Source organism: Microbacterium sp. NPDC055455, assembly GCF_053619935.1.
The window spans coordinates 259,888-273,555 of record NZ_JBSHLB010000005.1 but is presented as its reverse complement, the minus strand read 5'-3'; the positions used below and the strand labels follow the sequence as shown (position 1 = coordinate 273,555).

Here is a 13,668-nt window from a genome sequence, read left to right as displayed (position 1 = left end):
TATATCGGTGAGAATCCTCTCCTTTTCGTTTGGTGGCCCCCCTCGCCTCGCCTATGCTGACCGGTGGCCGAACATTCGATTCTGGCATTGCGGCGCCCGACGTCACCCCCCGAATTCGGGCCCGCGCACGGCGGCATCCCATTCCCCCCATGGGATGCCGCCTTCATTTTCTGGTCGGAAGGCGCCTCCCCCCGCCGGGCCGGAGTCTCCTCCACATCCGTCCACGCAGCATCGCCGTCCACCGATGCGGTGATCGTCGGGTGCGCGCGCCGCCGCGTTCCCTACCGTCGACGGCATGCCGGCTCCTTTCGTCGTCCGCCCCCGCTCCGCCTCGCGGGAGCCATCGGGGCGGATGACGGATGCCGCGACCCGCTCCGCGCCGGCCGCCCCCGCCGGGCGGGTGCCCGCCGTGGCCTCGCTCCGCGTCGGCGAGACCGCGCAGGACGCCGAAGCTGCTCCCGGCTCGTCGGGCGGGGCGTGGGTGCCCCGGCGGCGAGACTCTCGCGACGCCGCCGAGCGCCCGGGGCCCGTGACGACACCGCCGGAGCGCGGGCGTCCGGCGAGCATGCCGCCGAGGGAGGCGTGGGAGCCGGCCCTCCTGCCGTTCGCGACCCACCTCGCCGATCCCGAAGTCACCGACGTCTTCGTCAACGGCACCGCGGGCCTCTTCGTCGACCGCGGTGCCGGCGTCGTCGCGGTGCCCGGCTGGCACGCCACAGAAGAAGAGGTGCGCGATCTCGCCGTCGACCTCATCGGCGCCGGTGGCCGTCACCTCGACGACGCTGCACCGTGTGTCGACGTCCGCCTGGACGGCGGCATCCGCGTGCATGCCGTGCTGGCGCCCGTCGCCCCTGACGGGACGATGATCTCGATACGGGTGCCGCGGGTCGGCCTGCCGACGCTCGATGCCCTGGAACGCACCGGGATGTTCGGTGACGAGGTGCGGCGGCACCTGGCGGGCGCGATCGCCGCCAGGACCAACCTGCTGGTCACCGGCGCGGCCGGCGCCGGGAAGACGACGCTCCTCGCGGCGCTTCTGGGCGAGACGCCCGACCACGAGCGCATCGTCACGATCGAGGACGTCGCCGAGCTGCGCATCGCGCACCCCCACCACGTCCGGCTCGAGGCCCGGCAGCCCAACATCGAGGGAAGCGGCGCCATCGGCCTCGCGAGACTCGTGCGCGAGGCGCTGCGCATGCGGCCCGACCGCCTGGTCGTGGGGGAGTGCCGCGGCGAGGAGGTGCGCGAGCTGCTGTCGGCGCTGAACACCGGTCACGACGGCGGCGCCGGCACCGTGCACGCCAACAGCCTGCATGACGTCCCGGCGCGACTGGAGGCGCTGGGCGCCCTGGCCGGGCTCGACGACCGCGCACTGGCGAGGCAGACCGCCAGTGCGATCGGGCTCATCATCCACGTCGAGCGCGGACCCGACGGCGTGCGCCGCGTCGCCGGCACCGGGCGCCCGGTCGTGGATCGGTCGGGGCGGCTGGCCATCGAGGAGCGGCCATGGGACGCGGAGTGACGGCGGCACCTCGCCTCGCCCTGCCGCACCGCCGCGAGCGGGCAGCGGCAGCGGGCGGGAGGCGCCGCCGCGGCGATGGACCACCCGGCGCGGAGGCGGACGCGGCAGCCGAGTCGGTGCTCCAGCTGGCGGTGCTGCTGCAGGCGGGTCTGGCTCCCGCCCGCGCGTGGGCGCACCTCGCTCAGGCGGGCGACGCCGCAGCCTCCCACGTCGTGGCGGCGCACCGCGACGGCTCGCCGCTGCCGGAGGCCATCGCCGGGATCGGCACGCCGGTGTGGCGCGAGATCGCAGCGGCCTACAAGGTCGCCTCGGTCGTCGGCGCCCCGCTCGCGGACTCGCTGCGGGGGCTCGCCGTCGCGCTGCGCGACGCCCACGAGGCGGCCGACGACGTCCGCGTCGCGCTCGCCGAACCCGCCGGGACGGCACGGCTCATGGGCTGGCTGCCGCTCGTGGCCCTCGGACTCGGCGCTCTGCTCGGGTTCGACATGCTCGGAGCGCTCATCACGAACCCGCTCGGCATCGCGAGTCTCGTCGGGGGCGGCCTCCTCCTCGGGCTCGCGCGCCGGTGGACGGGCCGCCTGGTCGCACGCGCTCGCGCCGACGGCGGCATTCCGGGACTCGACGCCGAGCTCGTGGCCATCGCCCTGAGCGGCGGGGTGTCGATCGATCGCGCCCACGCCGTCGTGCGGGATGCGCGGGCCGTCGGCCGGTCACGCCCCGTCGGCGCGGCCGTGTCCGAGAGCCGCGTCGAAGCGGCCGGGTCCGAGGGCCCCGGCGACCGCGCCGCTGCGGGAATGACGGCGGACGTGGCCCGCGTGCTGGCGCTCGCGCGGTCGGCGGGCGTGCCCGCCGTCGAGCTGCTGCGGGCCTCGGCCGCCCACGCCCGCCATCGGGCACGCGTCGACGGGCGCCTTCGGACCGCGCGGCTGTCGTCGAGGCTGCTGATCCCGCTGGGCGTGTGCATCCTGCCGGCGTTCCTCCTTCTCGGCGTCGCGCCGATGCTCCTGAGCGTCATGTCGACGATGTCGCTGACGCTGTGAGGCCGCTGCCGCCCCAGCCCGGACGGCCTCGACACCCCGACCGTGCCCGCACAACCGACAACGAACGGAGACCCCATGTCCCTCTTCCGCACCACGCCCACCGTGCCGCGCCTCACGCGGCGTCGAGCCGAGCGACTGTTCCTGCCTCGGGAGGTGGACGACACCGGCGCGGCCACGGCCGAGTACGCCATCGCGACGATGGCAGCGGTGGCGTTCGCCGGTCTGCTCGTCGTCATCATGCGCTCCGACGAAGTGCGCGGCATCCTCACGGACCTCGTGCGGCGAGCCCTCACGGTGGCCTGATGAGAGCGCGGTCGGGCGACGACCGCGGGTCGGTCGTCGCCGAGTTCGCGGTCGCACTCCCCGCTGTGCTGGTCGTGCTCCTCGTGGGCGTCGGCACGCTGGCGGCGGCCTCGAGGCAGGTGCGGCTGCAGGATGCGGTGGCGGATGCCGCGCGCCTGAGCGCGCGCGGCGAGCCGGCCTCGCGCGCGCGGGACGCCGTGGCGGCCGTCGTCGCGGGTGCGTCCGTCGACATCTCACCGCGCGGCGACCTGGTGTGCGTGGCGGCATCCGCGCCCGCCCTGCTGGGACTGCGCGTGAGCGCCGAGGGATGCGCGCTGGCGGGTGGGCTGTGACCGGCGCGCTCGCCGCGGCGCGGGGACCAGCGTCCCACGGAGGCGGCTGATGCCCGGCGCGCTCGCGGCGGCCGCCGTGGTCGCCGGCGCGGTCGTGCTCACCGGCGGCCTGGCGGCGGTCGGCGCGGCAGCGGTGGCCGGCCAGCGGATCGCCGCCGCGGCGGACGCGGGCGCGCTCGCCGCGGCGGACTCGGCCTCCGGCGCCGTGCCGGGTGCGCCGTGCGATCGGGCGGCAGAGGTCGTCGCCACGTTCGGCGCGGTCGTCGAGACCTGCGACCTGGACGAACTCGTCGCGACGGTGGCGGTCTCGCTGCCCATCGGCCCCCTCACCGCGCACGCGATCGCCCGGGCAGGGCCGCCGCCGTGATCCGGACTCACAGCGCTCGCACCGAGAAGCGGCGTGTATGGTTTGCGTCGAAGAAAGGACGCCCCCGTTGGCAGAAGGCAAGAAGCTCGTCATCGTCGAGTCACCGACGAAGATGAGGTCGATCCAGGGCTACCTCGGCGATGGCTACGAGGTGCTCAGCTCGGTCGGCCACATCCGCGATCTCGCGGACAAGAGAGACATCCCCGCTGAGAAGAAGCAGGCGTACGGGAAGTACTCGATCGACATCGACAACGGCTTCGACCCCTATTACGTCGAGAGCGAGCGCGGCAAGAAGACCGTCGCCGAGCTCAAGCGAGCGCTGAAGGGGGCGGACGAGCTCCTGCTCGCCACCGATGAGGATCGCGAAGGCGAGGCCATCGCGTGGCACCTCCTGCAGACCCTCAAGCCCAAGGTGCCGGTCAAGCGGATGGTGTTCCACGAGATCACCAAGGACGCGATCCAGGCCGCCGTCGGCAACACCCGGGAACTCGACCTCGCGCTCGTGGACGCGCAGGAGACCCGCCGCATCCTCGACCGTCTCTACGGCTGGGACGTCAGCCCGGTGCTCTGGTTCAAGGTGCAGCAGGGCACCTCGGCCGGACGCGTCCAGTCCGCGGCCACGCGCCTGGTCGTCGACCGCGAACGCGAGCGCATGGCGTTCGTGTCGGCGTCGTACTGGGACATCGAGGCGCTCGCCGCGCCCAACCGCCCCCAGGGCATCGATGAGGCCTTCTCGACCCGCCTGACGCGCGTGGACGGAGCGGTGCTCGCCCGCGGCACCGACTTCGACGACAAGGGCCAGCTGAAGAAGGCCGTCGTCGTCCTCGACGAGACGCAGGTGCGCGAGCTCGCCGCCGCGATCGAAGCGGCGGGCGAGGCATCCGTCACCGCCCTCGAGTCCAAGCCGGGAACCCGCAGCCCCAAACCCCCCTTCACGACATCCACGCTCCAGCAGGAGGCCGGCCGCAAGCTCTCGATGAGCGCCAAGCACGCCATGGGCGTCGCGCAGCGGCTCTACGAGAAGGGGTACATCACCTATATGCGCACCGACTCCACCGCGCTGTCGACGCAGGCCATCCAGGCCGCGCGTGAGCAGGCGGTCGCGATGTACGGTGCCGCGTCCGTGCCGCTCAACCCCCGCACGTACCGCAACAACAGCAAGAACGCCCAGGAGGCGCACGAGGCGATCCGTCCGTCGGGCGAGACGTTCCGCACGCCCTCCGAGGTGTCCGGTCAGCTCGACCGCGACGAGCTGCGGCTGTACGACCTCATCTGGAAGCGCACGATGGCCAGCCAGATGTCGGACGCGAAGTACGAGACGACGACGGTGACCCTCGACGTCGCCGCGGGCGCCCGGCGCGCGGAGTTCACGGCATCCGGAACCGTGTACACCTTCAAGGGCTTCCTCGAGGCGTACGAGGAGGGCCGCGACGAGAAGCGCGGCGACGCCGACAAGTCCGACGACCAGTCGCTTCCGGCGATGTCTGTGGGCGACGTGCTGCGGCTGCGCGACGTGGAGCCCAAGGGCCACGCGACCAGCCCCAAGCCGCGCTACACCGAGGCGAGCCTCGTCAAGGCGCTCGAGGAGAAGGGCATCGGGCGGCCCTCGACGTTCGCGAGCATCATCGACGTGATCCTCAACCGCGGGTACGTCACCAAGCGCGGGCAGGCGCTCATCCCGAGCTGGCTGGCGTTCAGCGTCGTCCGGCTGCTGGAGCAGCACTTCGCCGACCTCGTCGACTACGACTTCACCGCGGCCCTCGAGGACGACCTCGACGCGATCGCCCGCGGAGAGCAGAAGCGCGAGGACTGGCTCAAGGAGTTCTACTTCGGCTCCACCGACCACGTGGGTCTGCGCAACATCGTCGACAACCTCGGCGAGATCGACGCCCGCGCGCTCAACTCCACGCCCATCGGCGAGGTCGCCACGCTGCGGTTCGGCAAGTACGGCCCGTACCTGGAGGTGCCCGACAAGGAGAATCCGGATGCCGAGCCCCGCCGTGTCAACATCCCCGAAGACCTCGCACCCGACGAGCTGACCCCCGCCAAGGCGCAGGAGCTCATCGACGCCCCCGTCGCCGGCGACCGCGTGCTGGGGGAGAACCCGGCCAACGGCAAGCTCGTGGTGGTGAAGGACGGGCGCTTCGGCCCCTACGTCCAGGAGACCGATCCGCCCGCGAACGAAGAGGTCGACGAGGAGACCGGAGAGGTGGTCGCCGTCGAGCCGGAGCCCGCGCCCAAGAAGCGCGGCGCGAAGAAGGAGGCGGCACCGAAGCCCCGCACGGCATCGCTGTTCAAGTCGATGTCGGTCGACACCATCGACCTCGACGCGGCCCTCCAGCTGCTCGACCTGCCCCGCGTCGTGGGAGTCGACCCCGAGAGCGGCGCCGAGATCACCGCGCAGAACGGGCGCTACGGCCCCTACCTGAAGAAGGGCACGGACTCGCGGACGCTGCAGAGCGAGCAGCAGATCTTCGACATCACGCTCGAGGAGGCGCTCGCCGTCTACGCGCAGCCGAAGTACGGCGCCCGCGGTGCGAGTTCGGCTCTCAAGGAGTTCGAGAACGACCCGACCAGCGGCAAGCCGATCAAGCTGAAGGACGGCCGCTTCGGGCCGTACGTCACCGACGGCGAGACGAACGCGACGATCCCGCGCGGCGAGGACGCGATGGAGGTCACGTTCGAGCGCGCGGTGCAGCTTCTCGCCGACAAGCGGGCGAAGGGCCCCGCGAAGCGTCCCGCGCGACGCACGACCACGCGCAAGACCGCGGCCAAGAAGTGACGGCGGAGCACGCGGACACGCCGCCTGCGCCCACCGCCGGTCGCCGACCGGAGAAGGGGCTGTTCGTCACCTTCGAAGGCGGGGACGGCGTCGGCAAGACCACGCAGGCGGCGCTCCTGGAGGAGTGGCTGACCCAGGCGGGCCGCACCGTCGTGCGCACCCGCGAGCCGGGGGGCACCGAGGTGGGCGTGCTCATCCGCGACATCGTGCTGCACCATCGCGGCGAGGTGTCCGCCCGCGCGGAGGCCCTGCTGTACGCGGCGGACCGCGCCCATCACGTCCAGACGCTGGTCCGTCCGGCGCTGGCGCGCGGCGAGGTCGTCATCCAGGACCGCTACCTCGACTCGTCCGTGGCGTATCAGGGCGCCGGCCGTGTGCTCGGGCGCGATGAGGTCCGCCGGCTGTCGCTGTGGGCCACCGAAGGGCTCCTCCCCGACGTGACGGTCCTCCTCGACCTCGACCCGTCCGCCGCGCGGTCGCGCCTGGACGCCGACGACAAGCCCTTCGACCGCCTGGAGGCCGAGGAGGAGCACTTCCACGCCCGCGTGCGCGAGGAGTTCCTGGCCCTCGCGGCAGCCGAGCCGACGCGCTTCCTGGTGCTCGACGCCGCGCTGCCCGCGGCCGACCTGGCCGCCGCCGTGCGCGCCCGCGTCGAGACGCTGCTCCACTGACCATCGGCTCGGTGCCGGAGGTCCGCGTCGGACGCGGCGACCGGGGCTTCGCGTCGGAGGCGGCGGTTAGGCTGGGCGGGATGGATGCCGCGACCCAGCCCGCCGCCGCGGGCGCTCCCGATGCGCGCGACGCCGCGGACCTGGGCGGGCCGTGGCGCGAGGTGTGGGGGCAGGACGCCGCGGTGGCGACGCTGCGGGATGCGGCATCCGACCCCGCATCGATGACCCACGCGTGGCTCATCACCGGCCCGCCCGGCTCGGGCCGCTCGATCCTCGCGCACGCGTTCGCCGCAGCCCTCATCGCCGAGCCCGGCGACGAGCGCGCGATGCAGCAGGTCCTCGCGGGCACGCACCCCGACCTCACCGCACTGCGCACCGAGGGCGTCATCATCTCGATCAAGGACGCACGCGCGCTCGTGGAGCGGTCGTACTTCGCCCCCTCGCTCGGCCGCTATCGCGTCATCGTCATGGAAGACGCCGATCGCATGGCGGAGCGCACCTCCAACGTGCTGCTGAAGGCCCTCGAAGAGCCGCCCGAGCGCACGGTGTGGGTGCTGTGCGCGCCGAGCGACGCCGACCTCCTGCCCACGATCCGCTCGCGCGTGCGCACGCTGCGCCTGCGCGAACCCGACGTCGACGACGTCGCAGAGCTCATCGTCCGGCGCAGCGGCGCCGATCCCGCGATCGCCGAGCAGTCCGCCCGGCATGCGCAGCGGCACATCGGCATGGCGCAGCGTCTGGCGACGGATGCCGCGGCCCGCGCCCGCCGCGACGCGACCCTGCGCGGTGTGCTGGGCGTACGGGGTGTGGGCGACGCCGTCGAGGTGGCGGGCGCCATCGTCGCCGCGGCGGCCGACGACGCCAAAGCGCTCACCGCCGAGCGCGACGAGGCCGAGCGCGCGACGCTCCTGCGCACGCTCGGCATCGCCGAGGGCGCGGCCGTGCCGCCTGCGGTGCGGTCGCAGCTGTCGGCCCTCGAGGACGAGCAGAAGCGCCGCGCGACACGCAGTCTGCGCGACGGGATCGACCGCGTCCTCACCGACCTCGAATCGATGTTCCGCGACACCCTCATGCTGCAGTTCGGCCGCGAGGGCGACCTCATCAACCGCGAGCTCGAATCCGAGCTCCGCGCGCTGGCGGCCGCATGGACGCCGGAGCGCACGCTCGCCGTCGTCGACCGGATCGCGGCGACGCGGGAGAACCTCGAACTCAACGCCGCCCCCGTGCTCGCCCTCGAGAGCATGCTCATCACCGTCGCCAGCGGAAGGACCCCGTGACCCGCACCCGCCCCCGCCCTCGGTCCCGGAGCCTGTCGAAGGGCGCCACGGTCCTCGCCGGCCTCGTCGCGGCCGCCCTCGCGCTGAGCGGCTGCCTCTACGCGACCATCCCCGATGCGACCCCCCGGCCGGCGACCAGCGAGTCGCCCGATGTCGCCGGGGTGGCGCCCGAGCTGCTTCCCTTCTACTCGCAGACGCTCGATTGGACCGCGTGCGACGACTTCGACTGCACCACGGTGACGGCGCCGCTGGACTGGGCGGACCCCACGAAGGGCGAGATCGAGCTGGCCCTCATCCGCAGCCGCGCCGAGGGCGCGGGCGAGCCGATCGGCTCGCTCCTGACGAACCCGGGCGGCCCCGGGGCGAGCGGCGTCTCGCTGGTGCGGGACTCGGTGTCCTTCGCGGTGAGCGACCCCGTGCGCCAGGAGTTCCACACGATCGGGTTCGACCCCCGCGGGGTCGGGGAGTCGACGGCGGTGACCTGCTACGACGACACCGACATGGACGCCTACCTGTTCGACATCCCGGAAGGCGAGCGCGGCTCCGAGGCCTGGACGGACGAGCTTCTTGCGGCCCACACGGACTTCGCCGAGGCGTGCGAGGCGAACAGCGACGGCATCCTGCCGTACATCACCACCGAGAACGCCGCCCGCGACATGGATCTGATCCGCGCGGTGCTCGGCGACACCGAGCTGAATTACCTCGGCTACTCCTATGGCACCTTCCTGGGAGCGACCTACGCCAAGCTGTTCCCCGACAAGGTGGGGCGCCTCGTGCTCGACGGCGCCATCGATCCGTCGATCCCCGGGATCGACGTGGGCCTCACCCAGGGTCTCGGCTTCGAGTCTGCGCTGCGGGCGTACATGGCCGACTGCCTCCAGGACGACGAGTGTCCCTTCCGAGGGACGGTGGACGAGGCGATGGCCGACCTCGGCACGCTCCTGGCCGCGGTCGACCGCGATCCGCTGCCGGGCGCCGACGGCCGCCTGCTGGGCGCCGACACGCTCATGACCGCGATCGTCGCAGCGCTGTACTCGCCCGACAGCTGGAGCTTCCTGACGTTCGCGCTGGCTGAGACGCTTGCCGGCGATCCCGCCGCGGCCTTCCAGCTGGCCGACATCTACTACGACCGCGAGGACGGCACGTACCTCAACAATCAGACCGAGGCCTTCCGGGCGTACAACTGCATGGACTACCCGGTGGACGCGACACCGGAGGCCGAGGCCGCGGCGGAGGCCCTGCTCGCCGCCGAGGCGCCGACGATCGCGCCGTACTGGGAGGGCCCCGATCCGTGCGAGGTCTGGCCGTACCCGGCCACCGGCGTCCGCGAGCCCATCGCCGCCGAGGGCGCCGCGCCCATCGTCGTGGTCGGCACCACCAACGATCCGGCGACACCGTACGAGTGGTCGGTATCGCTTGCCGATCAGCTCTCGTCGGGTGTGCTCGTGACGCGCGTGGGCGAGGGGCACACCGGCTACAACAAGGGCAACAGCTGCGTCGACGCCGCGGTCGAGACCTATCTCCTCGAGGGCACGCCTCCCGAGGACGGTCTGCGGTGCGAGTGAGACGAGGGCCGTGGTTCGCGAGCACCTGCCGGAGGCTGTAAGATCGTTGCTTGTGCATCGCGCAAGCGGGGCGCGCCACCTTAGCTCAGTCGGCAGAGCGATTCACTCGTAATGAATAGGTCAAGGGTTCGATTCCCTTAGGTGGCTCAGAACCGGAAGCGGCCGCCGCGGCGGCCGTTTTCCGTATCCGAAGGACGGTGGTGCGGTGCCCCAGGCGATCGACGCCCTCGCCGAGATCTTCTCGTGGATCGGCTTCGGCCTGGGCGCCCTGCTCGCGGGCGTGGCGCTCATCATGTACCTCTTCGACGGCACGTGGGTCCCGGCGCGCGCCGTCGTCGAGGAGTCGCCGCACGGACGCGTCGCCCGCTGGTTCGACGACGAAGGCGGAGTGGGCGAGACCCACCTCACCCACGAGCAGGAGCACGAGATCGGCGACGCCGACACGGCGGACGTGTTCGTGCGACGGGGGTCCCTCGACCGGATGCGGCTGACCCAGGGTTCGCCTGCCGTGCGGGCGGTGGCGCGGCTGGCGATGGGCCTGCTCGGCCTCGGCGTGGTCGCGCTGGCCACGTCGCTGATCATGCTGTTCGTCCGCGGCTGAGCCCGGGTGCGCCCGACCTGCGGGCGTCACGCGATCGCGAGCAGACCGCCGGCCGTCAACGCGAGTCCCAGCCCCACCCACTGAACCGCGGCGACGCGCTCGCGCAGCACGACGGAGGCCAGGATGATGGTGCCGGCCGGATACAGGGCGGTGAGCGCCGACACGACGGCGAGGTCGCCCGTTCTCAGCGCGAGCAGGATGAGCGCATTGGCCGCCGCATCGCGCCGTAGGTCAGCGCGCCGAGGAGGGCGACGGCGGCGGGCAGCATCGTGAATCAGCTTAGAAGCGTGGACTCGTCCGGGTCGCAGCAAACTTATTTCGCTAGATAGGCTAGCGATATGCACGTGCAGAAGGAAGCTCGCCGCGGTCCCTCCCGCTGGCTGCGCATCGGCATCCCGGTGCTCCTCACCCTCATCTGGCTGGCGGCCGGTTCGATCGGCGGGCCCTACTTCGGCAAGGTCGACGAGGTGTCCTCCAATGACCGTTCGACGTTCCTGCCCGAGAGCGCCGACGCCACCAAGGTCAACGAGCGGCTCGCCGACTTCCTGGGCGAGGAGAGCATCCCTGCGGTGATCGTCGTCACCGGAGAAGGCGAGCTGACCGAGGACGAGATCGCGCAGGTGCAGTCCGTCGTCGACGACATCGCCGCCCTCGACGCCGTCGCCGGTGACGTCTCACCGCCCGTCCCCTCGGACGACGGTGAGGCCGTGCAGATCTTCGTGCCCATCGACTCCTCGGCCGAGGTCGGGGAGACCGTCGACGAGATGCGCACGCTGCTCTCCGAGAACCTGCCCGAGGGCCTCGAGGGCTGGGTCACCGGTCCCGCGGGCTTCACCGCCGACCTCGCGGAGGGCTTCCTCGGCATCGACGGGCTGCTGCTGGCCGTCGCGCTCATCGCCGTCTTCCTGATCCTGGTGGTGGTGTACCGCTCGCCGCTGCTGCCCGTCCTCGTGCTGTCGACCTCCGTCTTCGCGCTCTGTGCGGCCCTGCTGACGGTGTGGTGGCTCGCCTACGCGGGCATCGTCGTGCTCAACGGGCAGGTGCAGGGCATCCTCTTCATCCTCGTGATCGGCGCGGCGACCGACTACGCATTGCTGTACGTCGCCCGGTTCCGCGAGGCGATCGCCGCCGGGATGGGGAAGTGGGATGCCACGCTGGCGGCGTGGCGTGGATCGTTCGAGCCCATCCTCGCCTCGGGCGGCACCGTGATCGCGGGTCTGCTGTGCCTCCTGCTGTCGGACCTCGCCACCAACCGGGCGCTGGGCCCGATCGCATCGATCGGCATCGCCTTCTCGGTGCTGTCGGCGCTGACGTTCCTGCCCGCACTGCTGGCGCTGTGCGGACGCGCGGCGTTCTGGCCGTTCATCCCCAAGGAACCGCTCGCGACCATCCCCGAGGACCTCACCCAGCCGGTGAAGGGTCTGTGGCCGCGGCAGGCGCGCTTCGTCGCCCGCAACGCGCGGACGGTGTGGATCGCCTGCACGATCGTGCTGCTGGCCGGCGCCTTCGGCATCACGCAGCTCAAAGCCGACGGCGTCTCCACGAGCGAGCTCGTGCTGGGAGCCTCGGAGGCCCGCGACGGCCAGGAGGTGCTCGCCGAGCACTTCCCGGCGGGTTCGGGATCGCCGGCGTACGTCATCGTTCCCGAGGGCGACCTGGCCGACACCGCGCAGGTGCTGGAGGATGCCGACGGCATCGACTCGGTCGCCGTCGCCTCGGAGGATTCGCCCACCGGTCAGGCCGCGGTGACCGTCGAGGACGGCGAGGCGGTGCTCACCGCGGTCGGTCCGCCCGGCACGCCGGCGCCGGAGGCGACCGTCGCGGACGGCGACGTGCTCGTGATCGGGACGCTGACGGATGCCGCGGACTCCGTCGCCGCCGAGGACCAGGTGCGCGAACTCCGCGCCGACCTCGACGAGACGCTCGGCGCCGGTACGGCGATCGTCGGAGGCGAGACCGCCACCGACATCGACACCAACGACACGTCCACCCGCGATCGCAGCGTCATCATCCCGGTCGTGCTCGTCGTGATCCTCCTGATCCTGATGCTGCTGCTGCGCTCGGTGCTGGCCCCCGTGCTGCTCATCGCCACCGTCATCCTGTCGTTCGCGACGGCGCTGGGGGTGAGCGCCCTCGTCTTCAACAACGTCTTCGGATTCCCCGGAGCCGACCCGGCGGTGCCGCTCTTCGGCTTCGTGTTCCTGGTGGCGCTCGGCGTGGACTACAACATCTTCCTGATGTCGCGCGTACGCGAGGAGTCGCTGGTCCACGGCACGCGGCCGGGCATCCTGCGTGGCCTCGTGGCGACAGGCGGCGTCATCACGTCGGCGGGACTGGTGCTCGCGGCGACGTTCGCGGCGCTCGGCGTCATCCCGATCCTGTTCCTCGCGCAGATCGCCTTCATCGTCGCCTTCGGCGTGCTGCTGGACACCTTCATCGTGCGCTCGCTGCTGGTGCCGGCGCTCTCGTACGACATCGGCAGGGCGATCTGGTGGCCCTCGAAGCTCTGGCGGCGCGGTCCGGAGGACCGGCGTACGCTCGAACCATGAGCAAGGCGCTGTTCATCGTCGACGTCCAGAACGACTTCACCGAGGGGGGTGCGCTCGGAGTTCACGGCGGTGACGCCGTCGCGCAGCGCATCACCGAGTTCCTCGTCACCCACGCCGAGGACTACGCCGTGATCGTCGCTTCGCGTGACTGGCACCACGCCGAGGGCGACAACGGCGGGCACTTCCACCCGGAGCCCGACTTCGTCGACACGTGGCCGGTGCACTGCGTGGGCGGCACCGAGGGGGCGGAGTACGACCCGGGGTTCGACACGTCGGCGGTGACGCACCACGTCAAGAAGGGGCAGGGCGTGCCGGCGTACTCGCTGTTCGAAGGCACGACCGACGACGGCGAGACGGTCGCGCACCTGCTCGAGGAGAACGGCGTGGTGGACGTCGACATCGCCGGCATCGCGACCGACTACTGCGTGCGCGCGTCGGCGCTCGACGCGATCGAGCACGGACGGCACGTGCGCATCCTCACCGACCTCGTCGCCGGCGTCGCCGCCGAATCCAGCGACGCGGCCCTGGCCGAGTTGGCGCACGCGGGAGCCGAGCTGGCGGAATCCGGCCTCACCGGGCGGTAGGTGACCCGCCGTCGGGCGGGCGGCGTGCACAGCGTCGGAGGTTTCCGCCGACACGCCGAGCGCCCGGCCGCCGAC

At 72.2% G+C, this 13,668-nt stretch carries 13 protein-coding genes and 1 tRNA gene; 13 read left to right on the top strand and 1 reads right to left on the bottom strand.

Annotated features, from left to right (window positions below; genetic code table 11):
- The first annotated feature begins 295 nt into the window (after positions 1-295).
- The 11 genes from ACWGUG_RS14780 to ACWGUG_RS14730 all read left to right on the top strand — a co-directional run bounded on the left by ACWGUG_RS14780 (position 296) and on the right by ACWGUG_RS14730 (position 10,460).
- Positions 296-1,522 carry a TadA family conjugal transfer-associated ATPase gene (locus ACWGUG_RS14780; RefSeq protein ID WP_452325129.1) on the top strand — a complete coding sequence of 409 codons (1,227 nt, stop codon included), beginning with the start codon at positions 296-298 and terminating at the stop codon, positions 1,520-1,522.
- Positions 1,507-2,562 (top strand): type II secretion system F family protein, encoded by a 1,056-nt coding sequence (locus ACWGUG_RS14775; RefSeq protein ID WP_452325128.1) that lies wholly within the window; start codon positions 1,507-1,509, stop codon positions 2,560-2,562. Before ACWGUG_RS14780 ends, ACWGUG_RS14775 begins: the two co-directional genes overlap by 16 nt.
- Before the next feature lie 75 nt (positions 2,563-2,637).
- On the top strand, positions 2,638-2,865 hold the full coding sequence (locus ACWGUG_RS14770) for a DUF4244 domain-containing protein (RefSeq protein WP_378882068.1): 228 nt from the start codon (positions 2,638-2,640) through the stop codon (positions 2,863-2,865).
- On the top strand, positions 2,865-3,197 hold the full coding sequence (locus ACWGUG_RS14765) for a TadE family type IV pilus minor pilin (RefSeq protein WP_452325127.1): 333 nt from the start codon (positions 2,865-2,867) through the stop codon (positions 3,195-3,197). Before ACWGUG_RS14770 ends, ACWGUG_RS14765 begins: the two co-directional genes overlap by 1 nt.
- Positions 3,198-3,246: 49 nt before the next feature.
- Positions 3,247-3,564 carry a helicase gene (locus ACWGUG_RS14760; RefSeq protein ID WP_452325126.1) on the top strand — a complete coding sequence of 106 codons (318 nt, stop codon included), beginning with the start codon at positions 3,247-3,249 and terminating at the stop codon, positions 3,562-3,564.
- Positions 3,565-3,631: 67 nt separating this feature from the next.
- Complete coding sequence (gene topA, locus ACWGUG_RS14755; RefSeq protein ID WP_452325125.1) at positions 3,632-6,346, top strand: type I DNA topoisomerase; 2,715 nt, start codon at positions 3,632-3,634, stop codon at positions 6,344-6,346.
- Complete coding sequence (tmk, locus tag ACWGUG_RS14750) at positions 6,343-7,017, top strand: dTMP kinase (RefSeq protein WP_336396732.1); 675 nt, start codon at positions 6,343-6,345, stop codon at positions 7,015-7,017. Before topA ends, tmk begins: the two co-directional genes overlap by 4 nt.
- 80 nt (positions 7,018-7,097) lie before the next feature.
- On the top strand, positions 7,098-8,294 hold the full coding sequence (locus ACWGUG_RS14745) for a DNA polymerase III subunit delta' (RefSeq protein ID WP_452325124.1): 1,197 nt from the start codon (positions 7,098-7,100) through the stop codon (positions 8,292-8,294).
- Positions 8,291-9,859: an alpha/beta hydrolase gene (locus ACWGUG_RS14740; protein ID WP_336396730.1), complete on the top strand. Its 1,569-nt coding sequence runs from the start codon at positions 8,291-8,293 to the stop codon at positions 9,857-9,859. The genes ACWGUG_RS14745 and ACWGUG_RS14740 overlap by 4 nt, the downstream gene beginning before the upstream one ends.
- A gap of 74 nt (positions 9,860-9,933) precedes the next feature.
- Positions 9,934-10,006: transfer RNA gene (locus ACWGUG_RS14735), tRNA-Thr, on the top strand.
- A gap of 58 nt (positions 10,007-10,064) precedes the next feature.
- Positions 10,065-10,460: a hypothetical protein gene (locus tag ACWGUG_RS14730; RefSeq protein ID WP_452325123.1), complete on the top strand. Its 396-nt coding sequence runs from the start codon at positions 10,065-10,067 to the stop codon at positions 10,458-10,460.
- A gap of 26 nt (positions 10,461-10,486) precedes the next feature.
- Here the strand turns inward: ACWGUG_RS14730 and ACWGUG_RS14725 are convergent, their stop codons facing one another.
- Complete coding sequence (locus ACWGUG_RS14725) at positions 10,487-10,804, bottom strand: EamA family transporter (protein WP_452325122.1); 318 nt, start codon at positions 10,802-10,804, stop codon at positions 10,487-10,489.
- Here ACWGUG_RS14725 and ACWGUG_RS14720 point away from each other — a divergent pair.
- Both ACWGUG_RS14720 and ACWGUG_RS14715 read left to right on the top strand, forming a co-directional pair.
- Complete coding sequence (locus tag ACWGUG_RS14720) at positions 10,799-13,009, top strand: MMPL family transporter (protein WP_452325121.1); 2,211 nt, start codon at positions 10,799-10,801, stop codon at positions 13,007-13,009. The genes ACWGUG_RS14725 and ACWGUG_RS14720 overlap by 6 nt on opposite strands.
- Positions 13,006-13,593: an isochorismatase family protein gene (locus ACWGUG_RS14715; RefSeq protein WP_452325120.1), complete on the top strand. Its 588-nt coding sequence runs from the start codon at positions 13,006-13,008 to the stop codon at positions 13,591-13,593. Before ACWGUG_RS14720 ends, ACWGUG_RS14715 begins: the two co-directional genes overlap by 4 nt.
- The last annotated feature ends 75 nt before the right edge of the window (positions 13,594-13,668 follow it).